We start from the raw sequence: 20,604 nt of genomic DNA, 5'->3' as shown, positions 1-20,604 counted from the left end.
CATCAAGGTCGCGCGCACATGCCGGGCCCCCATCCGAGGAGATCGCGATGCCGTTCCACCCTGCGCGCCTGTTCCTGCTGTCCCTGTTCCTTGGCCTGCTCATGGGCCCGCTCGCCGGGTGCAACCGCGGCGACGGCGCGTCCGGCGTCAGCGGTCCGGTCCAGCCCCAGCCGCCGGCGCCGGCCGTCGGCAGCCTGGTCGTGACGATCGACAATCTTCCGCCGGGCACGGCTGCAATGGTGCGCATCAGCGGCCCGGACGGTTTTGCGCGCGCGCTGGGCGGCACGCAGACCGTGACCGGACTCCAGCCCGGGACCTACGCGATCACGGCCAGGCCGGTGACGGCCGCCGGCCAGACCTGGATCCCGTCCACCGCCAGCCAGCAGGTCCGGGTCGGCGCCGGCGACGCCGCCAGGGCCACGGTCGCCTATGCGGTCAACAACGCGGCACTGGCGCTGGTCCGCGTCGCCACCGGCCTGACCGAGCCGGTGTACCTGGGCGCGCCGGCGGGCGACGCGCGCCAGTTCATCGTCGAGCGCGCGGGCCGCATCCTGGTCATGCAGGACGGCGTGCTCCAGGCCCAGCCCTTCCTCGACATCCGTGCCCTGATCGATCCCATCGTGGACGGCCTGATGTCGATCGCCTTCGACCCGGGCTTTGCCGCCAACGGCCATTTCTACGTCTACCGCACCGATCTGAATCGCGACATCGTGCTCGAGCTTTACACCGTCCCCTGCCATTGCGACGTGGCCGATCCGGCCTCGGTCCTGACCCTGCTGCGCATCCCGCACGCGGATGCCCTGATCCATTACGGCGGCCAGCTCGCCTTTGGCCCGGACGGCTACCTGTATGTGGCGACCGGGGACGGCGGTGTCGCCAACGATGCGCCAGGCAACGCCCACAACCTGGGGTCCCTGCTGGGCAAGCTGCTGCGCCTGGACGTCGGCGCCGCCAGCGTGATCGAGCCCTACGGGATTCCGCCCTCGAATCCCTACCTCGGCCAGCCGGGCAGGCGACCCGAGATCTGGGCGTCCGGGCTGCGCAACCCATGGCGTTTCAGCTTCGATACGGCTGCCGCGGCCGGCGCCAGCCTGTATATCGGCGACGTCGGCCAGGTCACGGTCGAGGAAATCGACCTGGTGCCGGCCTCGCAGGGCGGACTGAACTATGGCTGGAACCGCATGGAGGGCAACACCTGCTACCTGGCCCAGGATTGCGACCGCAGTGGTCTCACCTTGCCGGTGGTCGAGTACGTCCACACCGGCGCGGCCGACAGCCCGTGCGCGGTCACCGGCGGCTACGTCTATCGCGGTACGGCGATCCCGAAACTGGCCGGGCATTATTTCTATTCCGATTACTGCGCCGGCTTCCTGCGCAGCTTCTACGCCTACGGCACCGAGGTCTACGCGCAGCGCGAATGGAGCGTCCCTCGTCTCGGCCTGGTCACGTCCTTCGGCCAGGACGGGAAAGGCGAGCTTTACATGGTCACGCTGACCGGGGACGTCTGGAAGATCGCCAGGGCCACGCCCTGACCGGCACTGCCGGCGTCAACCGCGACAACGGCACCGGCTGCCCCTGCGCAGCCGGTGCCGTTTGCTGTTTTACAACAGCAAACGATTTATCCATGCCGCATATGCATAGGACCACTATCAGTCCAGCGGTATGCCACAGCCCGTCATTCCAGCGTCCCTCACCACCCTGGAGCAGACCACTTGTGGAAACGGTTCCATTGCGGTGCAACATCGCCGCAATGGCATAGAAAAACACCAATAAATTGGTAGTGATCTGGTATCAACCCCTTGTATATTGAACGCAGACTGGTGCTATCCCGATAGTCCAGTCCAGGGAGCATCACCTCATCAACGAAACGGTCACCAAAGAAGCCACTCAAGGGGGAAGCAATGAAAGATTCGAAGGCAGCAGCCGGCAAGCGCCAGGGAGCACATTTCCATACCACGCTGACGCCGACGGCCTGCGCCGTCGCGCTGCTGGTGCTGGGCGCAGCGGGCGCTGCGTCGGCGCAGCAGACGGCGCCCGACGATGCGCCGGTCAACACGGTCGTCGTGTCCGGTATCCGAGCTTCCCTGCAGCAGTCGCTGGCGGTCAAGCGCAATGCTGCCTCGAACGTCGAAGTCATCACCGCCGAAGACGTGGGCAAGATGCCGGACAAGAACGTGGCCGACTCGCTGCAGCGCCTGCCGGGCGTGAACATCAGCTCCTCGGCGGCCGGTTCCGGCGGCTTCGACGAGAACGACCGCGTCAGCCTGCGCGGCACCGCGCCCAGCCTGACCCAGACCACCATCAACGGCCATGCACTGTCCTCGGGCGACTGGTTCGTGCTCGACCAGATCGGCGGCGCCGTCGGCCGCAGCGCCAGCTATTCGCTGCTGCCGTCCGAGATCGTCGGCCAGGTGGTCGTCCACAAGACCCCGACCGCCGACCTGATCGAAGGCGGCGTGTCCGGCACCGTCGACATCATCACCCGCAAGCCGCTCGACTTCCGCCAGCCGCTGTCCTTCGAAGCTTCGGTGCAGGCGGTGCACTCGACGCTGGCCAAGCAGACCGACCCGCAGTTCAGCGCGCTGGTCAACTGGAAGAACGCATCGAACACCTTCGGCGTGCTGCTGCAGGGCTTTTCCGAGAAGCGCAGCCTGCGCCGCGACGGCCAGGAACTGCTGCAGTGGGGCCAGATCGCGCCCAGCAGCAAGATCGCCACCGCCCATCCCGACCTGGCCAACGTCTGGTATCCGCGCCTGATCGGTTCCTCGCTGTTCGAACAGGAGCGCCACCGCAAGGGCGGCCTGCTCGACGTGCAGTTCAAGCCGAGCCGCGACTTCTCGCTCGATGCGACCTATTTCACGTCGAAACTGGATGCGTCGAACTACAACCGCAACTACATGACCGACATGCTCGGTTCGGGCGTGATCGGCGGCGACGTCGCGCCGGACGCCTACACGGTGCGCAACGGCACCCTGACCTCGGCATCCTGGGCCAACCGCGGCACCGCCGCCGCGCCGCTGCGCTACGGTATCGTCGACAACATCAACCGCGAAGGCGCCTACGCCAAGACCCAGTTCTTCGACCTGGCCGGCAAATGGCGCGTGACCAACGAGCTCGAGCTGAGCGCCAAGGCCGGCAAGACGCGCGGCACCGGCGCCACCCCGGCGCAGGGCGTGTACGAGGGCGACATCAACAACTCGGGCGTGAGCTACCAGCTGAATGGCCTGGGCAATCCGGCCACCGTCAAGTTCCCGAGCATTAATACGGCGAATTTCACCGGCACGGTCCTGGACTGGGTGTTCGGCGCCTCGCCGGCCACCACCTTCGACGAGGAGAAATACGCGCAGATCGACGCCGCCTTCCGCCTCGACGCCGGCCCGCTGCGCGAGATCAAGTTCGGCTTCCGCGGTACCGACCACGCCCGCAGCAACCTGGAAGTGTCGCAGGGTCCGAACTGGGCCAACACCAGCCCGGGCACGGCCGACACCAACCCGGCCTGGAACGGCACCACCTACCCTGGCGACTACGCCAGCGACCTGGGCGGCGACTTCCCGCGCAACGTGTGGCAGCTCGATCCCCACATCCTGACCGAGTGGGCCAACCTGCACTCGAACCGCGACGTCAGCCGCACCTATTACCCGGACATGTTCAACCTGAAGGAAAAGACCAAGGCGCTGTACGTCTCGGGCGACTTCGAGGGCGAGGCCTGGAGCGGCAATGCCGGCGTGCGCATCGTGCGCACCGAGGGCACCTCGAACGGCTACCAGATCCTGCCGAACCAGCTCCCGGGCGGCAACCTACCGGCCTTCCCGTGGGGCGGCTTCGTGCAGCAGACCTCGGTCGAGAACAACAGCACCTATGCGCTGCCGAGTGCTAACGTCAAGTTCGACGTCAACAAGGACGTGGTGGCGCGCCTGGGCGTCTCGCGCACCATGACCCGTCCGGACTTCGGCGCCCTGGGCGGCACCGTCACGCTGACCGACGAGAACCACACCGGCAACGGCGGCAACGCGAAACTCAAGCCGGTCATCTCGAACAACATCGACGCCACCGTGCAGTGGTATTTCGCCCCGCGCGCGCTGGCATCGGTCGGCCTGTTCTACATGGACCTGCGCAACTACGTCGGCTATGGCCAGACCACCGGCACCTTCATTGACAGCCGCGCCTCGCAGCAGAGCGGGCAGGGCGTGTTCGCCACCTATGCCATCACCTCGCCGATCAACGTCGACGCCAGCGTGAAGGGCGCCGAGTTCAACCTGCAGCTGCCGCTGGGCGCGGGCTTCGGCACCGACGCCAACCTGACGCTGGCCGATTCCAAGCAGGACTTCGGCACCTGTCCGGCGACCCAGAACGTCACCAGCGCGGATCCGTGCGACATGCTGGGCGCATCCAAGGTCACCGCCAACGTCGGCGCCTTCTACGAGAACGACCGCTTCAATGCGCGCATCGGCTACGCCTGGCGCTCGTCCTACCTGGCAGCCCAGGACCGCGGCACGCCGATGTACCAGGATGCCGTCGGCCAGCTGTCGGCATCGGTGAACTGGAACATCACCAAGTACGTCACCCTGACCGCCAGCGGCCAGAACCTCAACAACCCGGTCCTGAAGAACTACGTCTACAACAAGGACCAGCCGCGCAGCTTCTACGTGAACGGCGCGCAGTACTACCTGGGCGTGCGCATCAAGTATTAATATCAAGTACTGATGCGCGAATACACCCACGTCGACGCCGCGCTGCTGCACGGCGAGATCGTCCCAAGGGCGGCGCCGGCCGTGCTGCGCGGCGTCGCCGCCGGCTGGCCCGCCGTGCAGCGCGCCCGCGCGTCGCCCGAGGCAATCTGCGCGTACCTGCTGGCCTGCGACAGCGGCCAGCCGGTCGACGCGCTGTTGCTGCCGCCCGGCGAGAAGGGGCGCCTGTTCTACGCCCCCGGCATGGACGGCTTCAACTTCGCACGTCGCCGTTTGCCGGTCTCCCAGGTGATCGAGCAGCTGGCGCGCTATTCGCAGTTTGCCGATCCGCCATCGGTGGCGGTGCAGAGCGCGCCCATCGAGGCCTGCCTGCCGCGCTTCGGGCAGGAGAACCGCCTCGACGGCTTGCTGGGCGAATTCGATGCGCCTGCGCGGATATGGATCGGCAACGCCATCGTCACCCCGGCCCATTTCGACGAGTCGGACAACATCGCCTGCGTGGTCGCCGGGCGGCGCCGCTTCACCCTTTTCCCGCCCGAGCAGGTGGGCAACCTGTACATCGGCCCGCTGGATTACGCGCCCACGCCGACGCCGATCAGCATGGTCGATTTCAGCGCGCCCGACCTGGCGCGCTTTCCGCGCTTTGCCCGGGCGCTGGAAGCGGCCCAGGTGGCCGACCTGGGGCCGGGCGACGCCATCTACATCCCGCCGCTGTGGTGGCACCACGTGCAGTCGAGCGCGCCCCTGAGCATCCTCGTCAACTACTGGTGGAAGCCGGCGCCCCAGCAGGGCGATGTGCCCCAGCACACGCCGATGCAGGCCCTGACGATCGCCATGGATGCGCTGCGCGCGCTGCCGCCGGCGCAGCGCCAGGCCTGGGCCGCGCTGTTCGGCCATTACGTCTTCGATGCCGGCGTCGATCCGGCTGCCCACATTCCCGCGCACCGCCACGGTGTGCTCTCCAAGGTCCGACCGCCATGAACAAGACGATCCTCGCCGCACTGCTGGGCGCCTGCACGCTGGCCCAGGCCGCCCCGGCCTTCGTCGCCGGCCCCTACCAGTTGCTGGCGCTGAGCGGCGGCGCTGCGCAGCCGATCCCGCACGGCACCCTGACCTGGGCCTTCGCCACCGGCGAATGCGGCGACGAGGTCTGGCACGACCAGGACGGCCGCCGGGTCGCGGCGCGCAACGTGGCGGCGTTCGTCAAGGCCGGCAAACCCTACATCGTCTCGACCGGCGGTGCCGAGCACAAGTTCACCTGCGCCGGCGCGGCCGGCATGGAGCGCTTCATCGCGCGCTACGAATCGCCACAGCTGGTCGGCATCGACTTCGACATCGAGGATGGCCAGAGCCAGGCGCAGGTGGATGCCCTGATGGCCGCCATCCGCGATGCGCAGCGTCGCCGTCCGCATCTGCGCTACAGCTTCACGGTCGCCACGCACGCGGCCGCCGACGGCAGCCTGGCCAGCCTGAACCCGCTCGGCGAGAGCATCCTGGCCGCGGTCCGGCGCCATGGGGTGCGGGATGCGGTGTTCAACCTGATGGTGATGGATTACGGCCCGGCCGCGCCGAAGGTGTGCGTGGTGGTGGACGGCGCGTGCGACATGGGCCGCTCGGCGCTGCAGGCGGCGCGCAACGTGCACGCCAAGTACGGCATCCCGTACGAGCGCATCGCGCTGACGGCGATGATCGGCATGAACGACGTGGTGTCGAACGTGTTTTCCGTCGACGATGCGCGTGTCATGGTGGAAGGCGCGCGCACGCTGAAGCTGGCCGGGGTGCATTACTGGTCGCTGGGGCGCGACAAACCGTGCGGGAAACCGATGACGGCGGCGAGTGATGCCTGCAGCGGCGTCGATGCGGCGGCCGGGGCGTTCGATGCGGTGCTGTCCCTGGACCGTTAAATTCCACCTGCAGCGCTAGCACGTCGCCCCTGCGCATGCAGGGGTCCAAGTTCGTTGCGTCACTGCGCATGCAAACTTGGGTCCCTGCCTTCGCAGGGACGACCGTTTTATGGCTGGCGAAATTATTCGCTCAAACAGGTCCCAGGGCGTCCGCACGGGCGCCACTCAAGACCGGCGGCGCCCCCATCGGAATCAGCTGCGACAGCACCGCCACCGGCACTGCCGCCACCATCACCCACAGGAAGAAATGCTGGTAGCCCAGCGCCAGCTGGATGTCGCCGCTGACGTACTTGAACAGCGAAAAGCCGAGCTGCATGATGCCGGTCGCAAAGGCGTAGTGCGCGGTCTGGTACTTGCCCGGCGCGACCACCTGCATCATGTACAGGATCAGGCCGACGAAGCCGAAGCCGTAGCCGAACATCTCGGCCGACAGCGCCGTGCCGATGATGGCCAGGCTGGCCGGCTGCGCCATCGACAGGTAATAGAAGACGGCGTTCGGCAGGTTGACCGCCAGGATCAGTGCCAGCATCGCCCGCTTCAGGCCCAGCCGCGCGGTGAAGTAGCCGCCGGCCACGCTGCCGGCGATGAAGGCGACTGTGCCCACGGTGCCGTACACGGCGCCCACTTCCATCGTCGACAGGCCCAGGCCGCCCAGGTTGCGCGCCTCGCGCAGGAACAGCGGGCCGATGGTCTGCACCTGGGCCTCGCCGGCGCGGAACAGGATGATGAACAGGATCGAGACCCAGATCCCGGGCTTCCTGAAGAATTCGACGATCACTTCCCACAGCGTGCCGGCGATCGCCGCGGCATCGGTGCCGACCGCCAGCGTGTTCCGGGCCGGCGGCAGCGCCCAGCTGTTGTACAGGCCGAGCGCGACCATCATCGCCGCGACGATGCAGAACACGACGGTCCAGGCCGACGCCACGCCCATGGTCTTTTCCAGCCAGCCCCCCAGCAGCAGCAGGCCGCTGGCCGAGATGAAGCGGCCGGCATTGAAGAAGGTGCCGGTCCAGCCGGCGTAGCGCGCCTGGCCGGTGGCGTCGAGGCTGGCGATGTACAGGCCGTCGCAGGCGACGTCGTGGGTGGCCGAACAGATCGCGACCAGGGTCAGCATGGCCACGCAGGCGCCGAACCAGAAGGGCAGCTGCAGCGCCAGCCCGACCAGGCCCAGGCAGACGCCGCCGATCAGCTGGAAGCTGACCACCACCAGCTTCTTGCTGGGCGCCAGTTCGAGGAAGGGGCTCCACAGCGGCTTGAAGATCCAGGCCGACATGATGGCGGCGGTCCAGTGGCCGATGGCGTCGTTGGCCAGGCCCATGCTCTTGAGCATCTGGGCGGCCACGATGGCGACGGCGTAGAAGGGCAGGCCCTGGGCGAAGTACAGGCTCGGCACCCAGCGCAGCGGGCTGGGAGGCGACGGCTTCGTATTCCCACCCGCCGGCGCGCTCACCGGCGCACCTCGGCCACGTATTCGTAGTAGTCGCTGCGGCAGTACGAGTGGGTCAGCTCGACGGCCGCGCCGCTGTCCAGGTAGCTGACGCGGGTGATGTGCAGCATGGCGGCGCCGGGTTCGATGCCGGCCAGGCGCGCCTGTTCGGCGCTGGCGTTGACGGCGCGGATGTGCTGCAGCGCGCGCGACGGAATCGCGCCGCGCTGCTCCAGGTAGCCGTACAGGGAATCGACCACGCCGTGCGGATCGGGCATGTAGACCGTGGGGATGGTGCTGGTCTCGATCGCCATGACGACGTTGTCGGCGGTGCGCAGGCGCTTCAGGCGCGCCACCGGCATCCCGGGCGAGACGCCCAGCGACAGCAGCTCGAGCGGGGTGGCCATGCCGACTTCGCGCTGCAGCCAGCGCGATCCGGCGGTGAAGCCGCGCTGCTTGAGTTCTTCGGAAAAGCTGGTCAGGCGCGACAGCGGCTGTTCCAGCTTGGGCGTGATGTAGGTGCCGGAACCGCGCCGGCGCGTCAGCATGCCGCGTTCGCACAGCATGTCGATCGCCTTGCGCGCGGTGACGCGCGAGATGTCGAGCATCTCGGACAGCGTGCGTTCGGAAGGCAGCGCCTCGTTGGCGCGCCAGTCGCCGCTGATGATGCCGCTGGAGAGCTTGTTGGCGACCTGGATGTAGAGCGGCGTGCCGCTGTTGGCATCGGGCCGGAAATCGGCGAGTTGCGCGAGCACCGTCATATTTGATTGCCTGACTATTCTATTGATTAGCTGTCAACGACCCGGTCCGCAGACTATAGGTTGGTAAGGTTTCCATGTCAACAGGTATTTAAGTGGTATTGCCCAGGCGGGGGTGGCGCCCCGTGGCAGGCCGGATCGACGGCGCCAGGTGGTCTGGTCGGGACCCGCCCGGACCGATGTCAGATGCGGTCCAGGGGCAGCGCCAGCAGGAAGGTGGTGCGCGCCGGCGTGCTGTCGACCGTGATGCTGCCGCCATGCTGTTCGGCGACGGTACGCACGTAGGGCAGGCCGATGCCCCATCCCGCAATGCCGCGCTCGCCGTCGCCGCGGGCGCGCCGGAACAGCTGGAAAATGGCTTCGGTCTGGTCCTCGGGAATCGGCGGCCCGGTGTTGCTCACGGCGATGACGGCGGCGCCGTTTTTTGCGAACACGCCGACGTCGATCGGGGTCTCCTTGGTGCTGTACTTGACCGCGTTGTTGAGCAGGTTCTCGACGGCCCGGCGGATGGCCTCGGCATGCCATTGCCCGGTGAGCGGTGCGCCGTCCAGGCGGATGTCGCGGCCGGACGAAAAGGCGACGCTGGCGACCGCCTCGTTCACCGGCTCCAGCAGCGCCGTGTAGGTCACGTCAAGCGTGGCCGGGCCGGCATTGAACACCATCATGTCCAGCAGGTCGCAGATCATGGTCGCCAGCCGCGCATGCTGGCGCATTGCGATCTGCGCCATCTGCTGGATGCGCACCGCATCGTTGGTCTTGTGGATCAGGGTCACCGCCGCCGTCGCCGCCGCCAGCGGGGTGCGCAGGTCATGCGTCAAGGCGCAGAAGAACTGTTCGCGGATCTGTACCTGGGCTGTCGAAAAGCCGGTCAGGGATTCGCGCAGGGCCACGTCGATCGCTTGGTTCAGGCGGCCCACCTCGTCGAGGTCGAGAACGATGCCCAGCCGGTCCCAGGTATCGACGATCGCGCTGCGCAGCAACTGGAATTCGTGGACGATGGAGCCGGCATTGAAGCGCGTCACCCGGGCGCGCTGGCCGCCATGTTCGGCGGCGATCCTGGCATGGTCGAATGGCTCTTCGGCGCCGGTCATGGTCAGCACCAGGTGTTCGTAGAATGCCGGCAAGGTATTGACCAGGGCCGGCAGCGAGATGCTGCAAGCGTAGGGAATTTCTTCTCGAACCCGGCCTTGCCACGCGGCAAGTACCTCATCTCTGGCGGAAAGCAGTTGGGTGAGCCGAACGGAATGCTGGGCCGACATGTTGATCTCCAGTCGAACAACCCCTCATCGTCCCTGCGTGATATGCCGCCTGCCAGCACCTTGCGTGGGACGATTGCCGCTATCGTGTTGGTATGGTTATTTACTCAAGTCATATACTACGCTTCAATAATTCTTAGTCAACTAAGAGATTTCCTAGGTCGATACTAGGAATAATCTTAATTCATCCATATAAAATATTTTTTAGGCAAATACAGAGAGGTATCACATGCATGAACCGGAAAAGGCCAGCCCGGCCGAACTGGCGTTTCAACTCGGCAAGGTCACGCGGCGCGCCGTCGATCACGCGGGCGGCAAGATCGGCACGTCCGGGCTGGCCGCATTCGCCAACGACCTGCTGGAAGCGGGGGAAGGGAAGGTCGGCAGCGAGCTGCTGATGGTGTTCGTCGCCGGATTCGAGGAAGGCGACCCGCCGGAGCGGCGCGCGCATCCGGAAGATCGCTGAAGCCGAGCGCGAAGCCGCCTAGGAGACGGCGAGCTGGCCGCCGTCCTGCTCGACGAAGGGACGGCAGTCGACCGGGATGTCGATCAGGAAGGTAGTGCCGAGTTCCGGCGAGCTGTCCACCGTGACGCTGCCGCCGTGGCTTTCGCCTACGGCTTTCACGAACGGCAGGCCTATGCCCCAGCCGGTCGCGGACAGCGGCCCGGCTTCCCGCCGCAGGTAGTCGAAGATGCGCCCGTGCTGCTCTTCCGGAATCGGATTGCCCCCGTTGTGCACGCTCAGCATGAGGCGCCCGCGGGTCTGGTGCGCCACGATGCCGATGGTGCCTTGGTCGCCGTACTTGATCGCATTGTTGATCAGGTTTTCCAGCGCACGCCGCAGCGAGGCGCGGCACCAGTAGCCGGTGACCGACTCGCCCGCGACGTCGATGGCGACGTCGATCGCGGCGCCGCCGGCGGCCGGGATGTACTGCTCGCGCGTCTCCTGCACCAGGTCGAGGATGTCGAAGCGCGTCAGGTGCAGCGGGATCCTGGCCGAGCCCTGGAAGGTCAGGGCATCCAGCAGTTCGGCCATCATGTCTTCGAGCCGGTCGGCGTTCGATTGCATCTTGGCCGCGACCTTGCGCACCAGCGACCAGTCGTCGGTGCGGCCGAGCAGCTGGGCGCCGTTGGCGACCACCGACAGCGGCGTGCGCATGTCGTGCGACAGTGCGGCCGCCACCTTGTGGCGCAGCTCTTCATGGATGCGCGTGAACGCGCGGATCGCCTCGCGCGTCGCGGCGTTGATCGAGGCGTCGATGACCGCCCATTCCGGCTCGCCCAGCGCGACCCGGCCGCGGGCGACAACGGCGATCGACTCGCGCAGGATCTGGTATTCGTGCACCACCTGGTCGGGTCCGAAGGGCGTCATGCGCGCGCGTTCGTCGCCATGGGCGCTGGCCGCGTTGCTGCCGCTCGCTCCCTGCACGCGCGGATGGTCAGGGCTCAGGGCTTCCGCGATGTTGTCGAAAAAGGCCGGCAGGGTATTCGTCAGCACCGGGCGCAGCAGATCGCGCGCGCCATCGACGCGCGCACGCACTTCGCGCTCCCAATGGTCCATGACCGCGTCGCGGATGGCGATGAATCGCAGGGCGGTCGGCGACAGGCCGTGCCCGTCGGTATTTTGGTCAGTGGCCAGTGTCATGCTGTCAATCAAAGGAAGCGGTGCCAGGACGGCGTGTTGTCGCGCACCCAACGCGGTGCAAAGGTGGCGTTAAAGTTGCCAACTTTCATTATATAGCGCCATTCCGCCACGATGAAATGGCAAACGGCTATTACCTTGGCTTATCAGTCGAGGACAGTGGCGTGGCCGCCACGCGCCCCACTTTGTCGGACCTCACAATGGCTCAAGTCCGCGCCGCAAGGCATCGCGGTCGAGGCTGCCGTCGCGCAGCGCCAGCACGATGCACGCCAGGCCGTGCCCGAGCACGTTGGTCAGCAGCCGGCATTTCATGGTCTTGTCGATCGCGACCAGCATCGCCACCGAGTCGGCCGGCAGCACGTGCAGCAGCGCCGCCGTCGCCGCCAGCGTGGCCAGTGCCGAGCCGGCGACACCGACCGCGCCCTTGGTGCTCAGCAGGCCCACGCCCAGCATCACGGCCAGTTCGTGCCAGCCGAGCGGGACGGCGGAGGCCTCGGCCAGGAACACCAGCGCCATGGCAATATATAAATAGGTGCCGGCCAGGTTCAGCGAATACGAGAACGGCAGCACGATGTCGCTGAGCCGGCGCGGGCAGCCGAGCCGTTCCAGCTTGTCGCTGAGCGGCGCCAGCACCGCCAGCGAGGCGCCGGTGACCGCCACCAGCACCAGTTCGTCGCGCAGGAAGGCGATGAAACGCAGCAGCGGCAGGCGGATCAGGTGGGCCACGCCGCCGTAGACCACGAACACGAACAGGACGCTGACCAGGTTGATGGCGAAAATGAAGCGCAGCAGCGGCAGCAGGGACGCCAGCCCGGCGCGCGCGGCCGCAGATGCCATCGCGCCGAAGGCGGCCAGCGGCGACAGCCACAGCACGATCCTGACCGCGGCCAGCAGGATCCTGCGGCCGCGGTCGATCGCGCCGAGGAAGGGCGTGTGCGCGCGCGTGCCGGCGACCAGGCCGAGCGGCAGGGCCAGCGCGAGCACCACCAGGTTGTTCGCCTGCAGCGGCGGCAGCAGATCCATCCAGTGCGGCAGCGCGTGGCCGGCAACCGCGCCTGCACCTGCTCCGGTGCCTGCCCCCGGCTGCGCCAGCGCCGCCCCGCCGGCGGCCGCGGACGCCATGCCGATGCCGGGTTCCAGCACCCAGCCGGCCAGCAGTCCGGCCACCATCGACAGCAGCGACATCGCCCCGAAATAGCCGAGCATGGCCAGGCCGATGCGGCCCAGGCCCCGGTTGCGGCCCAGTGCGGCGGCCCCGTCGACCAGCATGCAGAAGATGAGCGGGCACATCAGCCATCCGAGCACGCGGATGAAGAGCTCGGTCAGGACGTGCATGTGGGTGGCCGCCGCCGGCGCCGCGAGGCCGAACGCCAGCCCGGCGCCGATCGCCAGCAGCAGCGGCAGGAAGGCGAGCCGGCCCGGCAGCCGCACGGCCGCGCCCCGGCCAGCGGCCCCGGGCGCGCCGCGCACTACACGCGCCCCAGCCGCATGTTGATCGGCCAGCGCACCGGCCGCTGGCGCCCGGGGTCGCCCCAGGCGGCCGCGATGTCGTCGGCAAAGGCGGCCGCCAGGTCGTCGCGGCCGGCTTCGCGCGCGCTGCGCACGGCCGACCAGGTGCCGACATAGCCGAGGAACTGGGGCAGTGTCCAGGCGCAGCGGATGTCCAGCGCCGGCGGCGCCAGTTCCTCGAAGGGAAAGTCGATCGTCGCATAGCCGGTGTCGACCAGCTTGCGCTGCGCCGGCCAGAAGGGGCCGATCTCGTGGTGGTAGAAATGCTGGAAGCGCTGGTCGAGGTCGGGATCGAGCGCCATGACGCCATAGCTGACCAGCGCCAGCAGCGCAGCGGGCCGTGCGACCCTGCGCACTTCGCGATAAAACGCCGGCAGGTCGAACCAGTGCGCCGCCTGCGCCGCCGTCACCAGGCTGGCGCAGCCGTCGTCCACCGGCATGCGCTCGGCCGGGGCCTGGCGGTAGGCGATGCGTTCGTGCAGGCCGGCGTTGGCGATCTGGTCGGCGCTCGGATCGATGCCGATGACGCGCTCGAAGCAGGGTGCGAGAAGCTGGGTCAGCTGCCCGTTGCCGCAGCCGGCGTCGACGGCAAGCGCGCGGTCCGGCGCCGCCGCGGCCAGGAAGGCGGCGAGTGCGGGCGGGTACTCGGGCCGGAAGCGGGCGTAGGCCTCGCCTCCCTGGTCGAACCAGTTGCGTGACGGCGGCGTGGGTGTCGGCATGCGTATCTTCCTCGTGCGTGGGTGTGCGCCGCCATCATAACCTGCACGGCAATGTCACTGCACGGCCACCCGCTCCTTGACGAAGCCACGGTAGACCAGGAAGGTGGCCAGCAGGCTGATCGCGCCGGCACCCGCCATCCACAGGCCGGGCGCCGCCTTGTCGCCCGTGGTCTCGATCAGCCAGGTCGACAGCAGCGGCGTCATGCCGCCGAACAGCGCCGTCGCCAGGCTGTAGGCCAGCGAGAAGCCGGTGGTGCGGATCTGGACCGGAATGATTTCGGTGAGGGCGACGATGGTGGCGCCGTTGTAGCTGCCGTACAGGAAGGACAGCCAGAGCTCGATCATGACCATGTTGCCGAAGCTCGGGTTGGCGATCAGCCAGGACAGCGCCGGATAAGCGGTGACCACGGTCAGGGCGGCGCACACCGCCATCACCGGCCAGCGGCCGATGCGGTCGGACAGCGCGCCCATCACCGGCAGCCAGATGAAGTTCGACACGCCGACGCACAGCGTCACCAGCAGGCTTTCCTCGGTGGAGAGCTTGAGCACGCTCTTGCCGAAGGTCGGGGTGTACACGGTGATCAGGTAGAAGGCGACCGTGGTCAGCACGATCAGCATGGTGCCGGCGGTGACCAGCGGCCAGTTGGCGGCCATGGTGCGCATCATCTGGCGGAAGGTCGGACGGGTCTTCTGCGCCAGGTAGGCTTCGGTTTCCTGCAGCGACTTGCGGATGTAGAACACCACCGGGATGATCGAGCAGCCGATGAAGAAGGGAATGCGCCAGCCCCAGTCGGCGATGAACTCCTTGGACAGGCCCTGGTTCAGCGCATAGCCCAGCGCCGCCGAGCAGATCACGGCGAGCTGCTGGCTGGCCGACTGCCAGCTCACATAGAAGCCCTTGTTGCCGGGCGTGGCCATCTCGGACAGGTAGACCGACACGCCACCCAGCTCCACGCCGGCCGAGAAGCCCTGCAGCAGGCGGCCGATCAGCACCAGCAGCGGCGCCATCAGGCCGATGCTGGCATAGCCCGGCACGAAGGCGATCAGCGCGGTGCCGGACGCCATGATCGCCAGCGTCAGCACCAGGCCCTTGCGGCGGCCGATGCGATCGATGTAGCTGCCCAGGAAGATCGCGCCCAGCGGCCGCATGAAGAAGCCGGCGCCGAAGGTTGCGAAGGTCATCATCAAACCCGCGTACTCGCTGGTGGCCGGGAAGAACGCCGCGGCGATGTGGCTGGCGTAGAACCCGAACAGGAAGAAGTCGTACATCTCGATGAAGTTGCCGCTGGTGACGCGGATGACGGTCGAGAGCTTCGAGTGGGAACGTGCCGGCTCGGCCGCCTTCGAAGGCGGCGCGGCGGATGGTGAAAGATCTGCCTTGGCGGAGGATTGGATGGACATGATGACCTCTTGGTGGTGATGTTTAGCGGGCCGCGGTCGGCGGTGTGTTGACGGGTTCGAGCCCGGTCGCCTCGACGGCGGCGGCGTTGGCCGGCGCGGCCAGGAAACGCAGCAGGGCACGCGCGGCGTCGGCGTGCTGGCTGCCGCGCACCACGGCTGCGGAGAATTCGGTCTTGAGTTGTACTTCCTGCGGGATCAGGCCGACGATGTCGATGCCTTTCACCGGCTGCAGCTCGCTGCGCTGCTGGCAGCCGAAATCGGCGTCGCCGTGGGCGATGATCTCGCCGACCGGCGTGGCCGGAATCTGGGCCGCCTTGCCTTCCATCTGGCCGCGGATGCCGAGCTTGTCGAGCAGCGTGCGCTTGATGTATTCGCCGCTGGCGCTGTCGGAGTAGGCCACGTGCTGCGCCTGCAGGAAGGCGGCGCGCAAACCGTCGACGGTATGGATGTCGGGCTTGGCGGCGCCGTGGCGCACCGCGCAGGCGATCGGCGAATTGGCGAGGACCACCTTGCTGCCCGGTTCGAGGCGGCCCTCGGCCATCAGCTTGTCGAGGGCGTCGCCGACCATGATGACGACGTCGATCGGCTCGCCGCGCGCCAGCCGGGCCGGAATCGCGTTCTTCGTCGTCCCCATCGACGGGCCCCATTCGGAGATCAAATGGTCGCCGCTGGCGCGCTCGTAGGGGCCGGACAGGTCTTTATAGGCCTGGGCGAAGCCGCCCGAGCTGACCACGCGGATGTCGGTGGCCTGGGCCGAGGCGCCGGCGGCCAGCGCGCATGCGGCCAGGGCCGCGGCCGCGATGTGTTTCAAATAGGTTGGTCGCATGGTGTCTCCTTGTCTCCGTTAGAATTTCTGCATGAGCCCGAGCGTCAGGGCGGCGCCGTGGCGGTCGTTGGCGCGCGCCGCCGTCAAGCCGGCGGCGTCGCCGCGCCAGGTGGTGTAGTCGGCTTCGACGTAGGCGGTGGTGCGCGGGGCCAGCGACTTTTCGATGAACAGGAATTCGCGGTCGAAGCCGTCGTCGACGAAGCCGGTGGCTGCGCGCCGCACGCCGTACCAGGCCGCGGTGACCAGCACCCCGGGACCGGCCGGGTGGCTCACGCCGGCCGACAGCACGCGCTGCTGCACGCTGCGCTCCGGTCCGGTGTCGGCATGGTTGCGGGCGAGGTTGGCCTTGAACTGCCAGGCGTCGAGCTTGAGCGCGGCGCCGAGCGTCCAGGCATCCAGCGGCAGGCCGTCGCGGCTGCGGAACTGCATGGTGGCGCCGGACACCGACCACGCCGCCTGCTGGTAGGCCAGCGCCACGCCATGGCTCGACAGCGCCGCGGTGTCGCCCGGCACCTCGCCGAACGAGTAGGCCGCGCGCGCCTGCCACGGGCCGACGGTGGCGGTGTACTTCAGCGTATTGTCGAGGCGGTAGAAATTGTCGGCGTAGCCGCTGGGGCCGTACTGGGTGCCGAAGGCGTGGGTGCCGAACTTGGTGTTGCTCAGCCCCGCGATGTTGATGTTCGGGTTGAAGCTGGCGAAGCGCTTGCCGATCGGATCGACCGGCAGCAGGGCATCCGACAGCAGCGTCGGCTGGCGGCCCAGGGCCACGGCGCCGTAGGGAGAATCGAGGCCGACCCAGGCCTGGCGGTCGAACAGGCGGTCGCTCTTGGCCGAGGTGCCGGTATCGGCATTGATGCCGCCTTCGAGCCGGAACACGGCTTTCCAGTCGCCGCCGAGCGACTCCTGGCCGCGGATGCCCCAGCGGCTGGTGTTGTCGACGCCGCTGCTGAGCGACTGATTGGTGCCCGACGGCAGCGGGGTATTGCCGGCGCTCAGGCCGTTCAGCGAGCGGACACCGACATCGACGATGCCGTACAGGTCGACGCCGGATTGGGCGGTGCAGGCGCTGCTCGCAACGAGCAGGGCGGTGAACATGCAGGATTGGCGCACGTTTGTCTCCATGGGTGTGCCTTCTTGTCGAGGCTGATTTTCGTATAACAGTCATCATCCCTGAGAATGAGTGATTTGATAATTGCAATTTTCTGGCGTATTCTTGCGCCATGCGCATCAATTACGACATCCTCGACCTGCAAGCCTTCGTCGCCGTGGCCGAACGCGCCAGCTTTCGCCAGGCGGCGGCCGATTTGTTCCTGTCCCAGTCCGCGCTCAGCCGGCGCATCGACAAGCTGGAAGAAAGCCTCGGCGTCAAGCTGTTCGAGCGCACCACGCGCCGGGTCCAGCTCACCAACGTCGGCGAGACCTTCCTGGTGAACGTGCGCACCGCGCTCGACGGACTGGAAGACGCGGTGCTGGGCATTGCCGACCTGGCCGCCCACCGCACCGGCAGCGTCACCTGCGCCTGCGTGCCGTCCGCGGTCTGGCATTTCCTGCCCGAGGTGCTGAAACAGTTCAGCGCGCGCTACCCGCGCATCCGCGTACGCGTGCACGACGAGAGCGCCCAGGACGTGCTGAACCTGGTGCTGAGCGGGGAGGCCGACTTCGGGATCAACTTCGCCGGCGCCGAAAACCCGGAGATCGTGTTCGAGCCGGTGCATGTGGAAAGCTATGTGCTGGCGATGCGGCACGACCATCCGCTGGCCGGGCGCAAGGTGCTGAACTGGAAGGACACGGTGGACGAACGCTATATCTCGGTCGCCAAGTCGAGCGGCAACCGCAGCGTGATCGACGCCGCGCTGGCCGGCATCGAGAAGCACCCGGTCATCCTGTGCGAAGTGAATCACGTGTCCGGCGTGCTGGCGCTGGTCGAAGCCGGCATCGGCGTGGCCGCCGTGCCCGGCCTGTCGGTGCTGCCGGGCCGTCCGGACGGCATCGTCGGCGTGCCGCTGGTGAACCCGGAGATCAAGCGCACGCTCGGCTTGATCACCAAGCGCGACCACAGCATGGCGCCGGCGGCGCGCACGCTGTTCGAGATGCTGTCGGAGGCGCTGCTGAAGCGGGCATCCTGAGGCGGCGCGTGCCGCCCCGGATGCGAAGTCGGAGGCTTACTCGCTGAGAGGACGCGACGCCAGCCGTTCGGCCACGACCGCGCTGACCACGGCCTGCAGCACGTGGATCGCCCAGCGCTCGCCGGCCTTGCGCGGACCGGCTTCGATTTCGCCCTCGGTGATGCCGAGGACCGGCGCGATGGCGCCGATGTTGACGGCATACAGCGCGCTGCCGTACAGGGCGCCCAGCGCGGCCGGGGACAGCGAGGGCGCGGCTTCGCGCAGCGCCGGCAGGGCCGCCGCGAACGCCGCCGAGGCGCCCAGGTGATTCACGAATTCCACCGCGCTGGTGCCGGCGTCGCCGATGACGGCGCGCGAGCCCGAGACGCGGTCGATCCAGTCGACCGCATCGCGGTCCAGCGTCTTGGTCAGCAAGCCGGTCTTGCGGCCCACGTTCATGACCAGCGTCGTCACCACGCCCGCGACCAGGCCGCCCACGACGGCTGCTTTGTATTTTTCCATGTCAGCTCCTGTAAATTGGGGACGATACGTGCTTGCGTCCGGCATCTCGGTGCGCTGCTGCACTGAGTGGTGCAATCGTGGCGCATTGGTGGCGCAATCGTGGCGCCGCTGGGCAGCGGCATGCGCAGCGGGTATCATGCTGCAATGAAGCTCAGCCTGAAAATCGGCGCCGCGCTCGCGTTCTGTGCAGCGGCGGCGCTCGCACCCTGTACCACCTTCGCACAACCGGCGCCCGCCACTATCCGCACCCTGGCCGTCCAGGCATCGAAGTCGTCCGCGCAGCCTAGCGGCCCGTACGACGAACGCGGCTGGCTGGACCGCTTTTATGCCCCGCGCAAGTACGCGCCGGCCTGGAGCCCGTCGACCGCTGCCGCCGCCCTGTGGGTGCTGAACCGCGCCACGCTGCAGGGCCTGGACCCGCGCGACTACGGTGCCGATGCCCTGCAGCGGCAACTGAGCGCCGGCGGCGACCCCGCCCGCTTCGATGTCGCGCTGACCTCGGCCATGCTGCACTACCTGGCCGACCTGCGCGTCGGCCGCGTGCGTTCCGAATACCATACCCGGCTGCCGGACGCGCGCCTGCGCCAGTACGACCCGGTCGAACGGCTGCGTGCCGGCCTCGCCGGCGGCAAGCTGCAGGCCGCGGTCAAGGCGGCCGAGCCGCAGCTGCGTCTTTACGGCCAGGTCAAGGCGGCGCTGGCGCACTACCGCGACCTGGCCAGGCAGCCGTATGCGGCGCTGCCGGCGCCAGCCGCCAAGGTGGCGCCGGGCGGCGCCTATCCGGCCGCGCGCGACCTGTTCGAGCGCCTGGTGCTGCTGGGCGACCTGGCGGCCGACGCCGCGCCGCCGGCGGACGGCACCTACAGCGAATCGATGGAAGAGGGTATCCAGCACTTCCAGGCGCGCCACGGCCTGCTCGACGACGGCGTGCTGGGACGCGGCACGATCGAGGCGCTCAACGTCAGCCCGGCGCAGCGCGCGCGCCAGCTGGAATTGACGCTGGAGCGCCTGCGCTGGCTGCCGGAAGTCGGCCGCGGGCCGATGATCATGGTCGACCTGCCGGCCTACCGCCTGTGGGCGCTGGAAAACGGCAGCGACGCCGCGCCGAGTGCCGAAGCGCCGCTCGAGATGCGCGTCGTGGTCGGCGCGCTCAAGACCGAAACGCCGCTGTTCGTCGGCCAGATGCGCTACCTCGAGTTCAACCCCTACTGGAACGTCCCGCGCAGCATCCTGGAAAAGGAAATCCTGCCCAAGATGGCGCGCAACCCCAAGTACCTCGAACAGAACGACATGGAGACCGTGCCCGCGCATGCCTCCGTGGCCGATCTGAAGGCCGGCAAGGCCAGGGTGCGCCAGCGTCCGGGGGCGAAGAACGCGCTAGGTGCGATCAAGTTCGCAATGCCGAACCCGATGGACATCTACCTGCACTCGACCCCGGCGCGCGAAGCCTTCCAGCGCAGCCGGCGCGACCTGTCGCACGGCTGCATCCGGGTCGAGCATCCGGCCGCGCTTGCCCAGTTCGTGCTCGCGCGCCAGCGCCAGTGGAATGCCGACACCATCCAGGATGCGCTGCAGCCGGGACCGACGAAGCACGTCGACCTGGCGCAGTCGATCCCGGTGGTGATCTTCTATGCCACTGCCATCGTCGACACCGACGGCAGCGCGCGCTTTGCCGGCGATATCTATGGACGCGATGCCAAGCTGCGCCAGACGCTGGCGGCGCGGCGCAGCCTCTGATCCGGTTCACCCGGTTTACTAAAACATGTAAACAGCAACGGTGCAGTTCGACACCCTTGAATTCGATCAGGAAAGGCTCGCCCTGCGCCAAAAGCAATGCTAGCATTCCTG

At 67.8% G+C, this 20,604-nt stretch carries 17 protein-coding genes; 7 read left to right on the top strand and 10 right to left on the bottom strand.

The genetic code is table 11. The annotated features are described in order from the left end of the window. The first annotated feature begins 47 nt into the window (after positions 1–47). The 4 genes from U1H99_RS21115 to U1H99_RS21100 all read left to right on the top strand — a co-directional run bounded on the left by U1H99_RS21115 (position 48) and on the right by U1H99_RS21100 (position 6,592). Positions 48–1,532, top strand: a complete 1,485-nt coding sequence (locus tag U1H99_RS21115) for a PQQ-dependent sugar dehydrogenase (protein ID WP_323143679.1) — start codon at positions 48–50, stop codon at positions 1,530–1,532. 369 nt (positions 1,533–1,901) lie between these two features. Beyond that, a complete protein-coding gene (locus tag U1H99_RS21110) occupies positions 1,902–4,691 on the top strand; it encodes a TonB-dependent receptor (protein WP_323143678.1) in 2,790 nt (929 codons plus the stop codon). Between the two features lie 12 nt (positions 4,692–4,703). Then, positions 4,704–5,669: a cupin-like domain-containing protein gene (locus tag U1H99_RS21105; RefSeq protein ID WP_323143677.1), complete on the top strand. Its 966-nt coding sequence runs from the start codon at positions 4,704–4,706 to the stop codon at positions 5,667–5,669. Then, a complete protein-coding gene (locus U1H99_RS21100) occupies positions 5,666–6,592 on the top strand; it encodes a glycoside hydrolase family 18 protein (protein WP_323143676.1) in 927 nt (308 codons plus the stop codon). Before U1H99_RS21105 ends, U1H99_RS21100 begins: the two co-directional genes overlap by 4 nt. Before the next feature lie 130 nt (positions 6,593–6,722). Here U1H99_RS21100 and U1H99_RS21095 read toward each other — a convergent pair whose 3' ends face one another. From U1H99_RS21095 to U1H99_RS21085, 3 genes are all read right to left on the bottom strand, one after another. Continuing rightward, on the bottom strand, positions 6,723–8,042 hold the full coding sequence (locus tag U1H99_RS21095; protein WP_323143675.1) for an MFS transporter: 1,320 nt from the start codon (positions 8,040–8,042) through the stop codon (positions 6,723–6,725). Then, on the bottom strand, positions 8,039–8,779 hold the full coding sequence (locus U1H99_RS21090) for a GntR family transcriptional regulator (protein WP_141837227.1): 741 nt from the start codon (positions 8,777–8,779) through the stop codon (positions 8,039–8,041). The genes U1H99_RS21095 and U1H99_RS21090 overlap by 4 nt, the downstream gene beginning before the upstream one ends. A 179-nt stretch (positions 8,780–8,958) precedes the next feature. Next, complete coding sequence (locus U1H99_RS21085; protein WP_323143674.1) at positions 8,959–10,035, bottom strand: sensor histidine kinase; 1,077 nt, start codon at positions 10,033–10,035, stop codon at positions 8,959–8,961. A 226-nt stretch (positions 10,036–10,261) separates the two neighbouring features. Between U1H99_RS21085 and U1H99_RS21080 the strand changes: the two genes are divergently transcribed. Continuing rightward, a complete protein-coding gene (locus U1H99_RS21080; protein WP_323143673.1) occupies positions 10,262–10,498 on the top strand; it encodes a hypothetical protein in 237 nt (78 codons plus the stop codon). Between the two features lie 18 nt (positions 10,499–10,516). Here U1H99_RS21080 and U1H99_RS21075 read toward each other — a convergent pair whose 3' ends face one another. The 6 genes from U1H99_RS21075 to U1H99_RS21050 form a co-directional block, all read right to left on the bottom strand. Beyond that, positions 10,517–11,677, bottom strand: coding sequence for a sensor histidine kinase (locus U1H99_RS21075; protein ID WP_323143672.1), 1,161 nt, complete (start codon positions 11,675–11,677; stop codon positions 10,517–10,519). 192 nt (positions 11,678–11,869) lie between these two features. Then, a complete protein-coding gene (locus tag U1H99_RS21070; protein WP_323143671.1) occupies positions 11,870–13,144 on the bottom strand; it encodes a dicarboxylate/amino acid:cation symporter in 1,275 nt (424 codons plus the stop codon). Beyond that, on the bottom strand, positions 13,144–13,902 hold the full coding sequence (locus U1H99_RS21065; RefSeq protein ID WP_323143670.1) for a class I SAM-dependent methyltransferase: 759 nt from the start codon (positions 13,900–13,902) through the stop codon (positions 13,144–13,146). Before U1H99_RS21065 ends, U1H99_RS21070 begins: the two co-directional genes overlap by 1 nt. 54 nt (positions 13,903–13,956) lie before the next feature. Further along, a complete protein-coding gene (locus U1H99_RS21060; RefSeq protein WP_323143669.1) occupies positions 13,957–15,303 on the bottom strand; it encodes an MFS transporter in 1,347 nt (448 codons plus the stop codon). 22 nt (positions 15,304–15,325) lie between these two features. Continuing rightward, positions 15,326–16,129, bottom strand: coding sequence for a substrate-binding domain-containing protein (locus U1H99_RS21055; protein ID WP_323143668.1), 804 nt, complete (start codon positions 16,127–16,129; stop codon positions 15,326–15,328). An 18-nt stretch (positions 16,130–16,147) separates the two neighbouring features. Continuing rightward, positions 16,148–17,239 carry a porin gene (locus U1H99_RS21050; RefSeq protein ID WP_323143667.1) on the bottom strand — a complete coding sequence of 364 codons (1,092 nt, stop codon included), beginning with the start codon at positions 17,237–17,239 and terminating at the stop codon, positions 16,148–16,150. Between the two features lie 110 nt (positions 17,240–17,349). Here U1H99_RS21050 and U1H99_RS21045 point away from each other — a divergent pair, with 110 nt between their 5' ends. Then, entirely contained in the window at positions 17,350–18,255 is a 906-nt protein-coding gene (locus U1H99_RS21045) for a LysR family transcriptional regulator (protein WP_323143666.1), read from the top strand. A 36-nt stretch (positions 18,256–18,291) separates the two neighbouring features. On the opposite strand, the gene U1H99_RS21040 is transcribed toward U1H99_RS21045, so the two are convergent. Continuing rightward, on the bottom strand, positions 18,292–18,756 hold the full coding sequence (locus tag U1H99_RS21040) for a hypothetical protein (RefSeq protein ID WP_323143665.1): 465 nt from the start codon (positions 18,754–18,756) through the stop codon (positions 18,292–18,294). A 144-nt stretch (positions 18,757–18,900) separates the two neighbouring features. On the opposite strand from U1H99_RS21040, the gene U1H99_RS21035 reads away from it, so the two are divergent. Further along, a complete protein-coding gene (locus tag U1H99_RS21035; RefSeq protein WP_323143664.1) occupies positions 18,901–20,493 on the top strand; it encodes a L,D-transpeptidase family protein in 1,593 nt (530 codons plus the stop codon). Positions 20,494–20,604: the final 111 nt, after the last annotated feature.

This window comes from Massilia phyllosphaerae, from assembly GCF_034659755.1.
Taxonomy (GTDB): domain Bacteria; phylum Pseudomonadota; class Gammaproteobacteria; order Burkholderiales; family Burkholderiaceae_D; genus Telluria; species Telluria phyllosphaerae.
This window is presented reverse-complemented; position numbering and strand designations above follow the sequence as displayed.